The sequence below is a fragment of the Halobacillus trueperi genome (genome assembly GCF_003386945.1).
Taxonomy (GTDB): domain Bacteria; phylum Bacillota; class Bacilli; order Bacillales; family Halobacillaceae; genus Halobacillus; species Halobacillus aidingensis.
The window spans coordinates 1-16,449 of sequence record NZ_QUAE01000024.1 but is presented as its reverse complement, the minus strand read 5'-3'; the positions used below and the strand labels follow the sequence as shown (position 1 = coordinate 16,449).

Sequence of the window (16,449 nt, the reverse complement as noted above, 5' to 3'; positions counted from 1 at the left end):
CATATCTCTCAAGGAAAATAAAGAAAAAAGACCGGAGTGCCGGTCTTTTTTCTTTGGCTCGTATTCACTTACCACCAAATAATTGATGTGAACGTGATGATCGTCAAAGCAGCAACAGCCGCGCCACCATACATCATCACAGCAACCATATCATGGCCTTTATTCTTCATGTGCATGAAGTAATAAAGTTGAAAGGCTACCTGAACGACAGCAAGGATAATCAATGTAGGAATGATGAAGTAAGAATTTACTTCAAAAATAACCATTCCGAAAGCAATCATTGTGAACAAAATCATCAATCCGAAGGTAAGAACCTGTTGTTTCATTTCTTCACGATGCTGCTTTTTCTCATATTCCTGGTGATGAATGGGTTTCGAATGTGATTGATCGGCCATGGATTAACCCACCTTTCCCATAAGATACACAACTGTAAAGATGAATACCCATACAACGTCGATGAAGTGCCAATAAAGGCTTGCAATATAAAACTTCGGCGCGTTATACAAGTTCAATCCACGCTTCTGGTTACGGATCATAAGCGCTACAATCCAGCTGAGTCCAAAGAGAACGTGTCCTCCGTGGAAACCGACAAGCGTGTAGAAAGCTGATCCAAATGCAGAGGATCGGAACGTGAATCCGTATTCATGGATGTAATGATAGAACTCATAAACCTCCATGCCCAGGAATCCGAGTCCAAGTAGGACCGTAACTCCCAACCACATCTGCATTTTTCTGAAGTCATGGTTCTTCATGTGGTACATCGCATAAACACTTGTCAATGAGCTTGTCAGAAGGAGCATCGTCATAATGAAAACAAGCTCCAATCCGAACAGATGCTCAGGAGTGTTCTCCCCCTGCGTCGAACCATTCAACGCAAGGTAAGTGCCAAATAGACTTGCGAACAATACGGTCTCTCCACCAAGGAAAAACCAGAAGCCAAGGAATTTATTTCTACCTTCAAGGGTGGCTTTTTCCGGATCATGCGGCATTCGTTTTGGATTGAGTACGTCTTCAGAACTCATTATTTGCCAACCCCCTTCTTAATATCTTCTTCCAGCTCTTCTTTATGAATATGGTGACCCAGATCATCTTTCAGTGAACGTGTCAGCATAGATCCGAGTGTGAGTCCCATACCAGCAAAGACAGCAATCAGCCAAATTGGATCATCGACTTGGTAAATGAATCCGAAGCCTGCAATGAATGTACCAAGCGAGATGGTAAATGGCAGAATGGAAGCATTCGGCATGTGAATGTCACCCAGTGGTTCTGCAGGTGTCATTCCTTCTTTCCCATCCATTTTTTCCACCCAAAGAGGGTCAAGCCCACGTACAAGTGGTGTTTGCACAAAGTTGTAGTGAGGTGGTGGAGATGGAATCGACCACTCAAGCGTACGGCCATGCTCCCAAGGATCTCCGCTCGCTTTCTTCTCTTTAACTGACGTGTAAACGACGTTGATTAGGAAAATAATCGTACCAATCGCCATTAAGAATGCACCGATTGTACTAATCAGGTTACCTGTTGCAAGTCCCTGTCCTTCAAGGAAAACCCAGTAACGACGAGGCATTCCCATAAGACCTAGGAAGTGCTGGATAAAGAAAGTCAAGTGGAAACCGATAAAGAACGGCCAGAAAGCCAATTTACCCAGTTTCTCATTCAGAACTTTACCGAACATCTTCGGCCACCAGTAGTGTAGAGAAGCGAATAAACCAAACGCCACACCACCAACGATCACGTAGTGGAAGTGTCCAACTACGAAATACGTATCATGATACTGGAAGTCAGCCGCTGCTGCGGCAAGCATAACCCCTGTCATTCCACCAATTGTGAAGGATGGGATGAAGGCGATAGACCATAGCATCGCAGCCGTCATTCGAATTTGACCGCCCCACATCGTAAACAACCAGTTGAAGATTTTGATTCCTGTAGGTACGGCGATCGCCATCGTCGCAACAGCGAAAATGGAGTTAGCAATAGGTCCCATACCAACCGTGAACATGTGGTGGGCCCATACCATGAATCCTAAGAAACCGATCAATACGGTTGCAAATACCATCGCAGAATAACCGAAAAGACGTTTCTTAGAGAAAGTAGAAAAGATATCACTGAAAGCTCCGAACAACGGAAGAATCAATATGTATACTTCCGGGTGACCGAAGATCCAGAATAAGTGCTCCCAGATGATGGCGTTACCACCGAGACCTACATCAAAGAAGGCAGATCCGAACATACGGTCGAACATCATAAGGAATAGTCCTACTGTCAAAGCAGGGAAAGCGAATAGAATCAACGTACTTGTGACGAATACAGACCATGTAAACAATGGCATACGCATATACGTCATCCCTGGTGCTCTCATGTTTACAATCGTTACAAGGAAGTTAATCCCACCAATTAACGTTCCGGCACCGGATATCTGCAGACCCATGACATAGTAGTCTACTCCGTGCCCGGGTGAAGTCGTCGATAATGGTGCATAGTTGGTCCAACCGGCATCCGGCGCACCACCTGTAAACCAGGATACGTTCAGTAAAAGTCCTCCAAACAAGAACAACCAGAAACCTAAGGAGTTCAAGAATGGAAAAGCAACGTCCCTTGCCCCGATCTGTAAGGGGACAACGGCGTTCATAATGGCAAAGATGAGCGGCATGGCCGCTAAGAAAATCATGGTTGTACCGTGCATCGTGATCATTTCATTGTAAAGTCCAGCCGAGATGAAATCATTGTCTGGTTTCATCAACTGGATACGAATTATCATGGCTTCGAGCCCACCGATTAGGAAAAACAGCCCCCCAGAGACCAAGTAAAGATGCGCGATCTTCTTGTGGTCTACTGTTGTCAGGTAATCCCAAATCACAGCGCCGAGCCCACGTTTTTGTGCTACTGCAGTACTCACGCTTTAACCTCCCTTTTCAACCTCTTTCTGATAAATACTTACTCTTCGACGCTTTGCATCTCAAGATCGTTTCCGACATCCGAGTGATCCAACTCTAGAAGGTAATCAGCAATTTTCGCTGCATCTTCTTCCGAAACAAGCTCTGCAGGCATTTGGTTTCCTGGCTTGATTTCATCCGGATGGACAATCCAATCCACAAGATTCTCTTTCGATGGCTGCAGGATTCCTGCAATTTTCTCACGGTTTGCAAAGTTGCCTAAGTTCGGTCCTACACCAGCTGACGCGCCACCAATTGCGTGACAACTCATGCAGTTGTTATTGAACAACTCTTGACCTTCACTTGCCGTTGCTGTCTCTTCCGGATCGATGTTCTGCATGTCTTCGACCCATTGATCAAACTCCTCAGGGCTGACAGCGATTACTTTGAAGTACATCAAGGAGTGGGAAGGTCCGCATAGTTCAGCACAAAAGCCTTCGTAAACCCCTTCTTCATAAGCTTCTAAGTACATAGTGTTCATGTTTTCACCAGGAATGGTATCCATCTTACCTGCAATGGCAGGTACCCAGAAGGAGTGGATCACGTCACTGGCTTTCATGTTTAAGTATACCCTTTCATTTGTAGGGATGTAGATTTCTTGACTTGTTGAGATCTCTTGATCTGCATAGTCAAACTGCCACCAATATTGGTTACCTGTGACATCGACCGTTAAAACGCCTTCATCTCCTTGCGTCGATTGGTCAGCGAGGTCGAAAGTCGCTTGCACAGTAGGGATTGCCAGCACAAGCAGCAAAATAATTGGAATGACTGTCCAAATCACTTCCAATGCTTTATTCCCTTCTGTTTGTTTCGGAACAATGTGTTCCTGCCCTTTCTTCTCACGATAACGGAGAAGAACGAAAGCATAAATGGCCATAACGATTACGAAAACGAAAATCATTATCGCAATACTGATCAACATAAGATCAAATAATAATTCCGAGCCATACCCTTTTGGTTTTAGTGCACTGATGTTTTCAATACCACATCCGGTAAGGAGCATGGTTAGTGCGCCAAATAAGAATAATGAACGGAATTTTCCCATCCAACCTCTCATGCGTCATACCTCTCTTTCTCTTGTAATGCATTTTTTTATTTAGAAACTGACCTCCTGATATAAGGAGGTCAGTTCTTTAAAATGGGAATGGCAAAGTGACGATGACCATCATAAAGAACATGATCGTAAGATAGTTCAAGGAAAAGATGAACATCCATGTCGCCCACTTGTAGTCGTCTTTCATGAAGAAGCCTGCGATCCCTAAAGCCAACCAGCCGATAGAGAGCACATAAGCCGTAATAAGAAAGACCGTGCCAAGAGAAGCCAAATAAATCGGTAATGGGAGCAGACAAGCAACATAAACGACGATTTGACGTTTTGTCATCTCGAACCCATGAACAACAGGTAGCATCGGGATGCCAGCTGCTTTGTATTCATCCTTTTTCTTCATGGCGAGTGCCAGGAAGTGAGGGGTTTGCCAAATGAACATAATGAGAAACAGAATCAAAGCTTCCAATTGCAATCCTGGATCAACAGCAGCCCATCCGATTAATGGTGGAACAGCTCCTGAGAAGCTTCCAACTACTGTATTGATCGTGTATCTTCTCTTCGACCACATCGTGTATAAGACGACGTAGACGAACCAACCAAATGCGCCCCACAAGGCCGCTTGCCATGTCGTGAGGAGCAATGTGACAAATCCGAGAATAGATACGCTGATCCCCAATGTTTTTATAAATGATAAAGACATCGTTCCTGTAACTGTCGGACGATTGTTCGTCCGTGACATAATCGGGTCAATGTCTCTGTCATACCAATTGTTAAGAATACAACCGCCGGCAATTACGAAAGCGGTTCCGAGCATCGTCAGCAGGAAAGTGACCCACTGATCAAAGAATAATGTACCAGTATAATGGAGAGCCAGCCAAAATCCTGCGAATGTAGTAATCAAATTAGAGTTAATGATACCGACTTTGATCAAGCTCTTTATATCAGCTAACAAAGAATGGTCATTGGTTTTTGTTTGGATCATTTCTGTAGAAGCAGATTCGACTGTTCTTGGATTGTCCATCGTATTATCTTCCTCCTTCTACCACCCTCGTATAAGAATCACGTGAATCAATATTCATCAACAGATTCACCGAAGGCTATTTCCATTCTTGCATCATAAAGGATGACAAGAAACATCAAAATAATTGTATCATGTAATTGTAGTTCTATCTATTTAAACTCAACAATTTTATTTATTTGTGACAACTTTGTGAAACGCCATTCACTCTTAGTATCTACCATTCTCAACGATTTTAACGGTGCTGGATGGATTCCCTGAGAAAAAGCGAGTGCGTCCATAAAGCACACCCTCTTATTTCTAGCAAACCCTGTCAAACATTGCAAGTTTTTTTCAATACTTTAGTGATTTTAAAGAGGTAAAATGGTATGATATCCTCCGTGTTCTTTTGACCGGAATGGAGGTGGCTTCATGCCATGCGTTTATTGAAGTGGTTATCTGTGCTTGCCACATTAGGAATGCTGTTCGTTCTATTAGGTGGGGCTCTCGTTACAAAAACTGACTCAGGTATGGGGTGTGGAAGCAGCTGGCCGTTATGTCATGGAGAATGGATCCCATCAGACATAGATCTGGCCTTAATCATAGAATTGAGCCACCGCCTCGTCTCTGGAGGCGTAGGTTTACTTGTGCTTGCCCTTTCTTCTATGGCATGGGTGAAAGTTGGTCATATAAGAGAAGTGAAATTCCTCTCTTTTCTCGCCTTCTTTTTCTTGCTCGCCCAAGGGTTGATTGGTGCCGCTGCTGTGAAATGGGGACAGTCTGATTTTGTACTGGCTATCCACTTCGGCATTTCCCTTGTTTCCTTTGCGGCTGTGCTTTTGCTGATGCTCATTATATTTGAAATCGACCGGAAATTTGATGCACAATCTCTACTTATTCGAAAACCTTTCAGACTTCACATTTATGCTTTAACGACCTATACGTTAATAGTCGTCTATACAGGGGCCCTTGTCCGCCATACTTACTCATCGATGGCCTGTTTGGACTGGCCGATGTGTACGAATGCATCCCCCTTCGACTTTTCATCGTATGGGACAGCTCAATGGATTCAAATGGGACACCGTGCTGCTGCAGCCGGAGTTTTGATATGGACGGTATATCTCATGGTGAAAGCTTTGAAAGATTATAAGACCAGCCCGATCATGAGAAAAGGCTTAATCCTTGCTGCAAGTCTAATGGCAGCTCAGGTTCTCGTCGGTGCTTTCGTTATTATGACGTATGTTCATTTGGGTCTGGCTCTCCTGCATGCGTTGATTATTTCTCTTTATGTCGGCCTTTTATCATACTTCCTATTACTGTCTTCAAGAAGCGCTAAATATGAACGTTACGTGAAGTAAACCAAGCAAAAATCTCAGAGCTTATGCCTCTGAGACTTTTGTCTTCCATAAAAGCTCCCTATTGTGGAAGACTCAGTTTCGAGACTTTTGCTGAGTGAATGGGTGCTGCGGGGAATAGCTCGCTTTCCGCGGGAGCGCGGTGAGCCTCCTCGGACTGCGTCCTGTGGGGTCTCACCATGCACTTTTTTCCCGCAGGAGTCTCGCCATCCCCCTCCGCACCTTTGCCATATAAGTATCTCGAAACCAGTTACGGAATAAGACGCTTTAATGCACATGGTATTCGGAGGGGAATGAACTCCTAAGAATGCTATTCTGTATAGGAAAGGCCTTTTATAGAGCGCTTTATATAACATCAGAATAGTGGAAGAAGGCGCCCACCCGCAGTAAAGGGTTCGTTTCCCAGCCACCCCTGTCTCTCAACGAAGGAACGAATCCCCAAATAAATCAAAATCAAGTTTTCCACAATCCTGCCAAATTGGTTAACAAATTAAAAAAGAGAGGAAGGCTCTCATGAGCTTCCTCTCTTTTAAAGTTATTCAAATTCAATCAGTAAATCGCCTACGTGGATGGCTTCATTGTTCTCTACATAAATATCTTTAATGACACCATCAAATGGTGCTTGGACAGTTGTCTCCATTTTCATGGCTTCTGTAATCATCAGGTGATCGCCTTTCTTCACTTCCTCACCTTTATTAGACAACACTTTAATAACCGTTCCGGGCATCGTTGCTCCGATGTGTTTGCTGTTCGCTTTGTCTGCTTTCGGCCGCTGCTGAACGGCCGCTTTCACGTTCTCATCCTTTACGACGACTTCACGAGGTTGTCCATTTAACTCGAAGTAAACAGTACGTGTACCATCAATCTGCGGCTCCCCAACGGAGACAAGTTTTACGATCAAGGTTTTTCCTTGTTCGATGTCCACTTCAATTTCTTCGCCCAGTCTCATACCGTAGAAGAATGTTGGTGTATCGAGTACAGACATATCTCCGTATTGCTCGCGGAACTTATGATGGTCCATGAACACTTTTGGATAAAGAGCATAGCTGATCATATCAAAGCTTGTTACCTGACGATCGAGGGAATGGAACAGTGTCTCCTTCAAGTTGTTGAAGTCGACCGGTTCCAAGAGCTCCCCTGGTCTCACCGTAATCGGCTCGCGGCCTTTCAATATTATCCTCTGGAGTTCAGCTGGGAAACCTCCGTATGGTTGTCCAAGATACCCTTGGAAAAATTCCACGACGCTGTCAGGGAAATCAAGGGAATCGCCTTTTTCATAGATGTCGTCTTCGTTCAGGTCATTTTGAACCATGTACAGGGCCATATCTCCGACAATTTTGGAAGACGGGGTCACTTTTACGATATCGCCGAACATATCGTTCACCCGGCGGTACATAGACTTGACTTCATCCCAGCGGTGTCCTAAACCGACTGCTTTTGCTTGTTGCTGCAAATTGCTGTATTGCCCTCCAGGCATTTCATGTTCATACACTTCTGTATGCGGGGCCATCATGCCACTTTCGAAATCCTGATAGTATTTTCTCGTATCTTCCCAAAAATGCCCGAGCTCTTCGTAAGCAGAGATATCCAAATTCGGCTTACGCTCACTACCTTCCAGGGCATAATAGAGGCTGTTTGCACTTGGCTGAGAGGTCAAGCCTGCCATCGATCCCGTTGCCACATCAACCACATCAACGCCTGCTTCTATCGCTTTCGCATACGTGAACAAACCATTTCCGCTGGTATCATGTGTATGAAGGTGGATCGGAATGTCGACGGTTTCCTTCAAAGAGCTGATCAATTGATAAGCCGCTTCCGGTTTAAGCAGTCCAGCCATATCTTTAATGCCGAGGATATGAGCTCCTGCTTCCTGAAGTTCAAGCGCCAGCTTTTTATAGTAAGCGAGATCATACTTCGGTCGGCTGCTATCAAGAATGTCCCCTGTATAACACATCGCCGCTTCGGCTACTTTCCCACTCTCCCGCACAGAGTGAATGGCAAGCTTCATGCCTTCCACCCAGTTCAAGCTGTCGAAAATCCGGAAGACATCAATCCCTGCTGACGCACTTTTGTCTACGAATTCACGAATGAGATTATCGGGATAATTTTTGTATCCGACCGCATTGGAAGCCCTTAAGAGCATTTGAAAAAGGACATTCGGTGCTTTGGCCCTCAATTTCAACAAACGCTCCCAAGGATCTTCATTCAAGAAACGGTAAGAGACATCGAACGTCGCTCCACCCCACATTTCTAATGAAAACAGATCAGGTAATAGACGGGCCGTCGGTTCAGCTATATTCTCAAGGTCCTTCGTTCGGACTCGGGTAGCCAGTAACGACTGGTGGGCGTCCCGGAAGGTCGTATCTGTGAGCAGCACTTCATTCCTTTCTTTCAACCATGAAGCGAGACCTTCAGGACCTCTTTCATTAAGAATTTGTTTCGTTCCGCCTGGAATCGGTTCCGAATGCTTGATGATAGGGATTCTCGGTTTTGAATAGCTCGGTTTCTTGCGATTGCCGTATCCTTCGAAGCCATTGATGGTTCGATCAGCAATATAAGCCAGCATCTTCGTCCCACGGTCTTTTCGTTTTGGAAAAACAAAGAGCTCTGGAGAACGGTCGATGAACGTTGTATCATATTCACCGGATAGGAACTGTTTATGCTGCACTACATTTTCCAAAAATGGTATGTTCGTTTTGATGCCGCGAATACGGAATTCTTTCAAGTTTCTGACCATCTTATGTGCGGCTTGGTCAAAGCTGAGTGCCCACGTAGACAATTTGACAAGTAAAGAATCGTAGTAAGGAGAGATAACCGCCCCCTGGAATCCGTTTCCGGCGTCAAGTCTCACACCGAAACCGCCTCCAGAACGATAGGCCATGATTTTCCCTGTATCAGGCATGAAATTGTTCAGGGGATCCTCTGTGGTTACACGGGATTGAATGGCATATCCGTGTGTGACAATATCTTCTTGTTTCGGTATAGATATGCGGTCGCTATGTAAACCATATCCTTCCGCGACGAGGATTTGCGTCTGGACAATATCTACACCGGTAATCATTTCTGTAATCGTATGCTCCACCTGTACACGAGGGTTTACTTCAATAAAGTAAAATTCATCACCGGTCACTAAGAATTCTACCGTTCCTGCGTTGATATATTTTACGTTATCCATAAGTTTGACGGCGGCATCGCAAATGGCCTCCCTCACTTCATCTTTCAAGCTGACACTCGGAGCGATCTCCACAACCTTTTGGTGTCTACGCTGCACCGAGCAGTCCCTTTCATACAAATGGACAATGTTCCCATCCCGGTCTCCGATAATTTGGACTTCGATGTGCTTCGGCTGTTCGATCAGCTTTTCAACATAAACTTCATCACTGCCGAAAGCTGCTCGTGCTTCCGAACGGGCGCGATCATACGATTCTTCCAAGGTTGTAGCGCTTCTGACGACACGCATCCCTCGACCACCGCCGCCCATTGCTGCTTTGATCATCAATGGGTAGCCGTGCTTTTCACCAAAGTCGCGAATCTCTTCCAGTCCACTCACAGGGCCGTCACTCCCTGGAATAACAGGAATCTCCGCTTGGACCGCTTGATCTCGTGCCTTCACCTTATCTCCAAACATATTCAAATGTTCACTGGTCGGTCCTATAAAAGTAAGCCCTTCTTCTTCGCACCTTCTCGCAAACTCAATGTTTTCAGATAAGAATCCATATCCAGGATGGATGGCATCAACCTCCACACTCTTGGCGATTTCAATAATGCCTTCAATATCCAAATAGGCATCGATCGGTTTTTTTCCCTCACCAATCAAATAAGCTTCATCAGCCTTATAACGATGGTAGGACCCCGTATCTTCCTGCGAATAAATGGCGACGGTACGAATATTTAATTCTGTACACGCACGAAAGACTCGAATAGCGATCTCGCCACGATTAGCGACTAATACTTTATTGATTTTCTTCGTATTTGCCATGATTCCACTCCCTGTTTGTCTATGTTTTAGAAATTTGAACGTACTGTTACATTGTTTTCTACTCAAACACCGAAAATTCCTTCAAATCTGACAATTTTAGTTGTAAATAACTGACGAGGAGCCTCTCAAATCTCTCCGTATATGTATAAAAGTAAAAATAAAAAAACTCAAATCACAACAAACCGTCGCAATTTGAGTTCTTATCTTATGACTTCTGTGCAGCCTCATGCAAAACGTTCAACTGTTTTTCAAGGTTATCCAGTAGTGCTTTTCCTTCTTCGTCGCTGATTAAATTCAAGCGAACCGCAAAATGAATTTCGCGGGATAATCCAAACATTTGTGTATCTAAAACTTCTTCGTAGAGTGGACACTGAGGCATCGTCAAGTTGTCCATCTGTACTTTTATTAACCTTAGTATTTTATCAGCGTCAGCTTTTAGAAGGGCATAGGCTTTTTCTCGATGATCCACAGCCACATCAGACAACATCAAAATCCCCTCCAATGTACAAGTCTTTCTTCTTTTTATCTTATCGTTTAACACAATAAATTGCAAGATAGGAATGAACAATTAGAAGATCGACAAATCGTAGCGATTAGATAGGATTTCTAAAAGTCTCAAGCCGACAACGCTGTTCCCCTTTTCATCAAGGCTCGGGCCATAAACCGCGATTCCTCCAAATTCGTTTAACGAAGCGAGGACGGATCCCGAGACACCACTTTTTGCTGGTATACCCACTTTGATAGCAAAGGAGCCTGAAGCATCATACATGCCGCATGTGACCATAAATGTTTTACAAATTCTTGCAAGATGCTTCGGTATGATTCTGCGCCCAGAGTGGATGTCCTTCCCACCATTCGCAAGCAGCGCTCCAATACGGGCAAGTTGACAAACATTCACTTCAATCGCACATTGTTTGGTATAGGCATCAAGAGTTTCCTCTACACTACCGGTGACAATCTGATGCTGCTTCATGTAGAAAAGCAGGGACCTGTTCAGAAAAGCGGATTCAAATTCCGAGGTGGCCACTTCTTCGTTGTACCCGATGGAATGATCATCGGTTAAGTCATGAATAAAGCTCAACAAGCGCCCGACTTTCTCATCCGGCGTATCCCCGTGGATCATATTTGTCACCGCAAGGGCCCCGGCATTGATCATCGGATTGAGCGGTTTGGATGGAATTTGTTCCAGACGGTAAATCGAGTGAAACGGATCCCCCGTCGGTTCCATACCTACCCGGTCGAAAACATAGCTTTCCCCGTTATCCATAAGAGCCAAAGCAAGTGAGATGACTTTTGATATACTTTGAAGGGTAAACCTCACTTCCGTTTCTCCAGCTTCCACTGCATCCCCATCTATATAGTGAATGGCGACAGCAAGATCTTCCGGGTTGCTGCGTGATAATGCAGGGATATAGTTGGCCACTTGACCATCGTATGCATATGGGCGTACATTGTCTAACCATTCTTCCAGGACGTTTTCTGTTATATCTTTAATCAATGGATCACGCCTCCTTTAATGAAATCGAATTCATTTTTTGCTATGATTTTGGATGGATGACTTTTTATTAATCGAAAGGTGGCCACAGCCATGATAGTTCAAATAGCAGGAAATGTTAAATTCCCAATTACACTCGACCCGACCGTCTGGATTTTCGATGATCGAAAAAAGACGTTCCCAGAAGTATTCGAAGGTGAAGAAAATCCAACAGAATCAACGAAAGAAGACGAGTTGAAAAGACAGTCTACTCGTTTTGACAGAGAAGTCTATCAACAAAAAATTAACCCTCCTGTCAACAAAAGCATCAATCGTTATGAAAAACAAAGGATTTTAAAAGGCACCTTTCTCATGCCGCTAAAGCCTTTCCTACATACCAGCGAACCAGCAGCCGACGTAAAAAAAGCGGCACTGGTCACGGATGAAGGCGAAGAAGTGATTGATGCAGATGTTTTATCCGAGTCGCTTTTACTTTTTGCTGAAAATGGAAAGCCTTTGCAGGAACATGGCCCTGTTCACCTTTATTTCAAAGACGGATCCAACCGTTCTGAGCCGATCAAAGGAATTAAAAAAATCGTATTGCAATAATGAATTGGGCAGCTTTTTAAGCTGTCCTTTTTGTATATTATCTGCAAGCTGACACAGGCTATAAATAAAAAAAGTGGTGATTCCTTTGAAAAAATTAATTTGGTTAGCAGCCCTTTTGGCCTTAGTTGCGTGTCAGCAAAACGGTGGTGAAGAGTCACTGCTTCAAGAGCGACAAAACGATCCTGAATTGAAGTATGTCACGGATTCAGATCCGGTGGAAAAGAAAAACATGACGAGCCAGCAAGCAGCCCGGCACCTGGCTAAGCTTGCCGTTCAAGTTCCGGATGTTCATGATGCTACAGCGCTCGTCCTCGGCAACTATGTAGTTGTAGGAATCGATGTGGACAAAGACCTCGACCGCTCTCGCGTCGGTGTCATCAAATATTCTGTAGCCGAAGCTTTGAAACATGACCCTTACGGAAAGCAAGCAGCTGTAATCGCAGACGCTGACGGTGTGGAACGTCTCAGAGGCCTTGGGCAAAAAATGGCTGAAGGCCACCCTGTGGAAGCGGTCACGGATGAACTGAGTCAAATCGTTAGTCGTTATATGCCGAGTGGTTCGGTTGAAGAAAAACCACAATCCAACTCAAACCAGGACTCTGTGCCGGAGAAAGACCAAAAGAAACTCGAGCAAATTGAAAAAGAACAATCAAAGCAAAACTAAATGAACAGAAAAACAGCTAAATCCTCACGGGATTTAGCTGTTGCTTTTCTCAAGGATTTCTCTTTCTTTTTCTGTCAACTCATTATAGTATTGGACACCGAATTGAGATCCCTCTGCAACCATGTCTGAATTATCCAGTGAGGCTGTCTCAGGTTTGCCAGCTTCTTCGATTGGCATGTCCTCTGATTTTCCTAGGTTGCTCTGAATCGATTTTGCTTTGTCTTTAACTTGCTGACGCTTGTCTTCATCTTTCAAGAAATAAGCAACCGTTCCTCCCACAGTGGCACCAATAGCTGTAAAAATCCAACGTTTTCTCAAACAAATCATCCTTTCCTCTACTTCTATAGTTACATTTCCCATTCACTATAGAAGTCAAACGTGGAAATCTCATCTATTTATAAAAAACTTATTATGTTAAACTATATGTAATCGAATGGAAAATAGAGGTGAAAAAGATGCGTGTACAATGCGTCATTTGCGATGAAATTGAGAAAATTGACAGCTACTGTCTACAAGCAAAACGACTTCGGAATCGCCGGATTCACACGTACATGTGTCAATCCTGCCACGATCGTATAGAAGAAAACACCAAAAGACGTTTAGCTACCGGGAATTTCCGGTTCAACAGAGAACGTAAAAAAGAAAAGCATTTAAGCTAGTTACCAAAGAGAGAGGTTCTACCTCTCTCTTTTTATATTTCACAGTTAAAGATAAGCTCCCAATTGTGGAAGACTCAGTTTCGAGATGTTGGCGGGGTTCGTTGCCTGGTTGGGCGTCAGGGGTGGCTGGGAAGCAACTCGCTTTCCTGTGGGGGATTGGCGAGCTTCCTCGGACTACGTCCTGCGGGATCTCGCCTACCTCCTTTCTCCCACGGGAGTCTCGCAGCTTCCCAACCACCCCATTCGATAAAGTGAGAAACAAACCCCTTTACCAAGTTAGATTGTCTTCCACTATCCCACTATTAGAGGTGTAAAGCGCTCTGCATCAAGCTTTTACGTTCTGTGAAGCGGTTTATATGCCCCACTATCGTTAATGGTAAAAGCTGATCTTCTAGAAGTGGTTTCGAGAATCTTCCATCGCAAAGGGGCGGAGGGGAATGGCGAGACTCCTATCTTAAGTGTAGAGGCGCCTCGATCAGCGGCGTATGGACTGGACTGAGCTGGCGGAGAGAAAGGAAACACGAAGAACGGAGTGATTCGATGTTGACTTATCGTACAGAAGCGAAGGAAGTCTCACTAGCCGCTAGGCGCCGGAACCGGATAACTAAGATGGAAAAAAGTGCATGGTGAGACCCCACAGGACGAAGTCCGAGGAGGCTCACGAAACGAGGAAGTTCGATTAAGTTCGGAACCTCCTGTGCCAACATCGAACGACCCCACCTCGTGTGGGGCCCCGCGGAAAGCGACTCATTCCCCGCAGCCCCATCCACTCAACAAAAGTCTCGAAACTGAGTCTTCCACAATACTGCCATATTCTTTAATAACTAATGAAAAGACATATTCGGGCAAAGCAAAAGCCCCTTTCCTTATTAATGAAAGAGGCTTTCAGGTCAGGATGATTCATTTTGCTGACGGGCTCCGCGCTCTCTATGGAGTCGGATCCGGTAAATACCCAGAATCAAGGCTGCCACAACCAAACTTTCAGGAAGGGGTAAATTCAATCCAAGGATCAAGGTTAAAATAAATGTACCTATGATGAGAACGGAATAAACAACGATTGTTTTCATCAAAGGTAATTTTCTGGCGAATCCAAGCTTGAATGTAATGATAGCGAGAATAACAGTCGTTAAGTATAGAAGCATGAAAGAACGAAAGAGCATGGTCACTTCGCTTTCATCGTTTAAGTTCACTTCACTCCCGAATCCGCGGAAAAAGAAATCGGCCACAGGCCATAGATCCGTCGGCACAGGTAGTGTGGACATATCGTTCATGATGTTCCTCCTCATGGATACCCTATTCTGTTATCTATCATACTAGAAAGCCTCACTGGATGCTACCCGTGAAACCATTTTCATTATTTAGACAAATCCTTTATAATAGACCTGAATAGAGGTGAGCCCTTTGAAAAACTTTCATATGAACACAGCACTATTAGCCTGTCTCGTAATTTTATCATTTATCGCTGTTGGTTTTGCTATCGGCCAAGAAATCTTCTGGCTTGCAGCCGTCCTTTTCTTTTCGGGATTTGCCCTTATGAGTGTAGGTTTGAGAAGAAAAAGAAAACAACAGCAAATGTCCTGAAACATGAGAAAGCGACCTCAACCGAGGTCGCTTTCTTTTATTTCTTCAAACGGACGTAATCCTTCGATATTTCTTCATGGATGTTCGACCGGCTTGCGAGCACTGTCGTCTTGTTCAACAAGTCCAATTCCTCTCGGTCCGCACGGGTAACGATTCCACCCACTTCACGAACGATAACACTTCCAGCAGCGTAATCCCACGGCATCAACGTCATCGTCAAGTACCCATCCAGAAGCCCTTCGGCTACAAAAGCAAATTCCAAAGCGGCAGAACCATAAGATCTTGTACTGCGTAATTTTTTCACTAGATCTTCCATCCCTTTGTGATCCACATGTGGATTTTCAGGAATTAACCAGGAAGTATTAAGCGCGAGGATCGACTGACTCAGCGGACGCTTTTCATCAAGTCGAGGTAACTTTTCTTCGTTCTTATAGGCGCCTTCCCCTCGTTTGGCAGTGTACAAAGTACCCTCCATCACATTATAAATCAATCCAATTTCACCGACACCGTCATAATATACCCCTACAGAAATGGCGAAATTTCTTTTTTGATGGACAAAGTTCATTGTTCCATCAATCGGATCTACAATCCAGACGGTTCCTCCGTGGTCTTCTATTTCATCTCCGAATCCCTCTTCTCCTAATAAATAATGATCCGGATACGTCTCATTGATTTTTTTCGCGAAAAATTGTTCTGTTTCCTGATCCATTTCTGTAACCAGGTCGTTCGGGTTGGATTTCGTTTCAATGGATCGAGGCGAATCAATATTGCTTTTGATTCGTTCACCAGCTTCCAAGACCCAAGCTTTTGCGTGTTCAAAAATCTCGTTCTTTTTCTGTTGATCCATAACATCGTACCCCTTTTATAAGTATCAATCTTTATCGTACCAAATCCAACCAGACATTGCATCAAATCCGCCCCCCTTGTCCAACTAAAGCTCCCTTTTCTTGAAGACTCAGTTTCGAGACTTTTGTTGAGTGGATATGGGGCTGCGGGGAATGACTCGCTTTCCGTGGGAGCGCGGTAAGCCTCCTCGAGCTTCGCTCTGCGGGGTCTCACCATGCACTTTTTTCCATCTTAGTTATCCGGTTCCGGCGCCTAGCGGCTAGTGAGACTTCCTTCGCTTCTGTACGATAAGTCAACATCGAATCAC

At 44.5% G+C, this 16,449-nt stretch carries 16 protein-coding genes; 5 read left to right on the top strand and 11 right to left on the bottom strand.

The window, feature by feature from the left end; translation table 11 throughout:
- Window positions 1-68 precede the first annotated feature (68 nt).
- The 5 genes from ctaF to cyoE all read right to left on the bottom strand — a co-directional run bounded on the left by ctaF (window position 69) and on the right by cyoE (window position 4,999).
- Window positions 69-395 carry a cytochrome c oxidase subunit IVB gene (gene ctaF / locus DYE48_RS18370; RefSeq protein ID WP_115824834.1) on the bottom strand — a complete coding sequence of 109 codons (327 nt, stop codon included), beginning with the start codon at window positions 393-395 and terminating at the stop codon, window positions 69-71.
- 3 nt (window positions 396-398) lie between these two features.
- The gene (locus tag DYE48_RS18365) at window positions 399-1,022 is read right to left on the bottom strand and encodes a cytochrome (ubi)quinol oxidase subunit III (RefSeq protein ID WP_115824833.1); all 624 of its coding nucleotides are present in this window, start codon (window positions 1,020-1,022) and stop codon (window positions 399-401) included.
- A complete protein-coding gene (gene ctaD / locus DYE48_RS18360) occupies window positions 1,022-2,893 on the bottom strand; it encodes a cytochrome c oxidase subunit I (RefSeq protein ID WP_115824832.1) in 1,872 nt (623 codons plus the stop codon). The genes DYE48_RS18365 and ctaD overlap by 1 nt, the downstream gene beginning before the upstream one ends.
- A gap of 38 nt (window positions 2,894-2,931) precedes the next feature.
- On the bottom strand, window positions 2,932-3,987 hold the full coding sequence (gene coxB, locus DYE48_RS18355) for a cytochrome c oxidase subunit II (RefSeq protein WP_115824831.1): 1,056 nt from the start codon (window positions 3,985-3,987) through the stop codon (window positions 2,932-2,934).
- Between the two features lie 76 nt (window positions 3,988-4,063).
- The gene (gene cyoE / locus DYE48_RS18350; protein WP_089652775.1) at window positions 4,064-4,999 is read right to left on the bottom strand and encodes a heme o synthase; all 936 of its coding nucleotides are present in this window, start codon (window positions 4,997-4,999) and stop codon (window positions 4,064-4,066) included.
- 413 nt (window positions 5,000-5,412) lie between these two features.
- On the opposite strand from cyoE, the gene DYE48_RS18345 reads away from it, so the two are divergent.
- Entirely contained in the window at window positions 5,413-6,333 is a 921-nt protein-coding gene (locus DYE48_RS18345; protein ID WP_115824830.1) for a COX15/CtaA family protein, read from the top strand.
- 532 nt (window positions 6,334-6,865) lie between these two features.
- Here DYE48_RS18345 and pyc read toward each other — a convergent pair.
- From pyc to glsA, 3 genes are all read right to left on the bottom strand, one after another.
- Window positions 6,866-10,309 carry a pyruvate carboxylase gene (pyc, locus tag DYE48_RS18335; RefSeq protein ID WP_115824828.1) on the bottom strand — a complete coding sequence of 1,148 codons (3,444 nt, stop codon included), beginning with the start codon at window positions 10,307-10,309 and terminating at the stop codon, window positions 6,866-6,868.
- Window positions 10,310-10,514: 205 nt separating this feature from the next.
- Window positions 10,515-10,796: an Fpa/YlaN family protein gene (locus DYE48_RS18330; RefSeq protein WP_075036512.1), complete on the bottom strand. Its 282-nt coding sequence runs from the start codon at window positions 10,794-10,796 to the stop codon at window positions 10,515-10,517.
- A gap of 81 nt (window positions 10,797-10,877) precedes the next feature.
- On the bottom strand, window positions 10,878-11,807 hold the full coding sequence (gene glsA, locus DYE48_RS18325) for a glutaminase A (RefSeq protein WP_089652771.1): 930 nt from the start codon (window positions 11,805-11,807) through the stop codon (window positions 10,878-10,880).
- A gap of 90 nt (window positions 11,808-11,897) precedes the next feature.
- On the opposite strand from glsA, the gene DYE48_RS18320 reads away from it, so the two are divergent.
- Window positions 11,898-12,392: a hypothetical protein gene (locus DYE48_RS18320; RefSeq protein WP_089652770.1), complete on the top strand. Its 495-nt coding sequence runs from the start codon at window positions 11,898-11,900 to the stop codon at window positions 12,390-12,392.
- Window positions 12,393-12,477: 85 nt separating this feature from the next.
- The gene (locus tag DYE48_RS18315) at window positions 12,478-13,056 is read left to right on the top strand and encodes a YhcN/YlaJ family sporulation lipoprotein (RefSeq protein WP_115824827.1); all 579 of its coding nucleotides are present in this window, start codon (window positions 12,478-12,480) and stop codon (window positions 13,054-13,056) included.
- Window positions 13,057-13,089: 33 nt separating this feature from the next.
- Here the strand turns inward: DYE48_RS18315 and DYE48_RS18310 are convergent, their stop codons facing one another.
- Window positions 13,090-13,383 (bottom strand): hypothetical protein, encoded by a 294-nt coding sequence (locus tag DYE48_RS18310; RefSeq protein ID WP_341865626.1) that lies wholly within the window; start codon window positions 13,381-13,383, stop codon window positions 13,090-13,092.
- 128 nt (window positions 13,384-13,511) lie between these two features.
- Between DYE48_RS18310 and DYE48_RS18305 the strand changes: the two genes are divergently transcribed.
- On the top strand, window positions 13,512-13,715 hold the full coding sequence (locus DYE48_RS18305) for a YlaI family protein (RefSeq protein ID WP_089652768.1): 204 nt from the start codon (window positions 13,512-13,514) through the stop codon (window positions 13,713-13,715).
- Between the two features lie 890 nt (window positions 13,716-14,605).
- On the opposite strand, the gene DYE48_RS18300 is transcribed toward DYE48_RS18305, so the two are convergent.
- Window positions 14,606-14,986 (bottom strand): YlaH-like family protein, encoded by a 381-nt coding sequence (locus tag DYE48_RS18300; protein WP_089652767.1) that lies wholly within the window; start codon window positions 14,984-14,986, stop codon window positions 14,606-14,608.
- A gap of 130 nt (window positions 14,987-15,116) precedes the next feature.
- On the opposite strand from DYE48_RS18300, the gene DYE48_RS18295 reads away from it, so the two are divergent.
- A complete protein-coding gene (locus tag DYE48_RS18295; protein WP_089652766.1) occupies window positions 15,117-15,296 on the top strand; it encodes a hypothetical protein in 180 nt (59 codons plus the stop codon).
- Window positions 15,297-15,333: 37 nt separating this feature from the next.
- Here the strand turns inward: DYE48_RS18295 and DYE48_RS18290 are convergent, their stop codons facing one another.
- A complete protein-coding gene (locus DYE48_RS18290) occupies window positions 15,334-16,143 on the bottom strand; it encodes an inositol monophosphatase family protein (protein ID WP_115824826.1) in 810 nt (269 codons plus the stop codon).
- Window positions 16,144-16,449 lie beyond the last annotated feature (306 nt).

Coding starts and splice junctions, on each gene's coding strand:
- DYE48_RS18290 (WP_115824826.1), bottom strand. CDS start 16,143: ATGGATCAACAGAAAAAGAACGAGATTTTTGAACACGCAAAAGCTTGG.
- DYE48_RS18365 (WP_115824833.1), bottom strand. CDS start 1,022: ATGAGTTCTGAAGACGTACTCAATCCAAAACGAATGCCGCATGATCCG.
- ctaF (WP_115824834.1), bottom strand. CDS start 395: ATGGCCGATCAATCACATTCGAAACCCATTCATCACCAGGAATATGAG.
- DYE48_RS18330 (WP_075036512.1), bottom strand. CDS start 10,796: ATGTTGTCTGATGTGGCTGTGGATCATCGAGAAAAAGCCTATGCCCTT.
- coxB (WP_115824831.1), bottom strand. CDS start 3,987: ATGAGAGGTTGGATGGGAAAATTCCGTTCATTATTCTTATTTGGCGCA.
- DYE48_RS18320 (WP_089652770.1), top strand. CDS start 11,898: ATGATAGTTCAAATAGCAGGAAATGTTAAATTCCCAATTACACTCGAC.
- DYE48_RS18345 (WP_115824830.1), top strand. CDS start 5,413: ATGCGTTTATTGAAGTGGTTATCTGTGCTTGCCACATTAGGAATGCTG.
- cyoE (WP_089652775.1), bottom strand. CDS start 4,999: ATGGACAATCCAAGAACAGTCGAATCTGCTTCTACAGAAATGATCCAA.
- pyc (WP_115824828.1), bottom strand. CDS start 10,309: ATGGCAAATACGAAGAAAATCAATAAAGTATTAGTCGCTAATCGTGGC.
- DYE48_RS18305 (WP_089652768.1), top strand. CDS start 13,512: ATGCGTGTACAATGCGTCATTTGCGATGAAATTGAGAAAATTGACAGC.
- DYE48_RS18310 (WP_341865626.1), bottom strand. CDS start 13,383: ATGATTTGTTTGAGAAAACGTTGGATTTTTACAGCTATTGGTGCCACT.
- DYE48_RS18300 (WP_089652767.1), bottom strand. CDS start 14,986: ATGAACGATATGTCCACACTACCTGTGCCGACGGATCTATGGCCTGTG.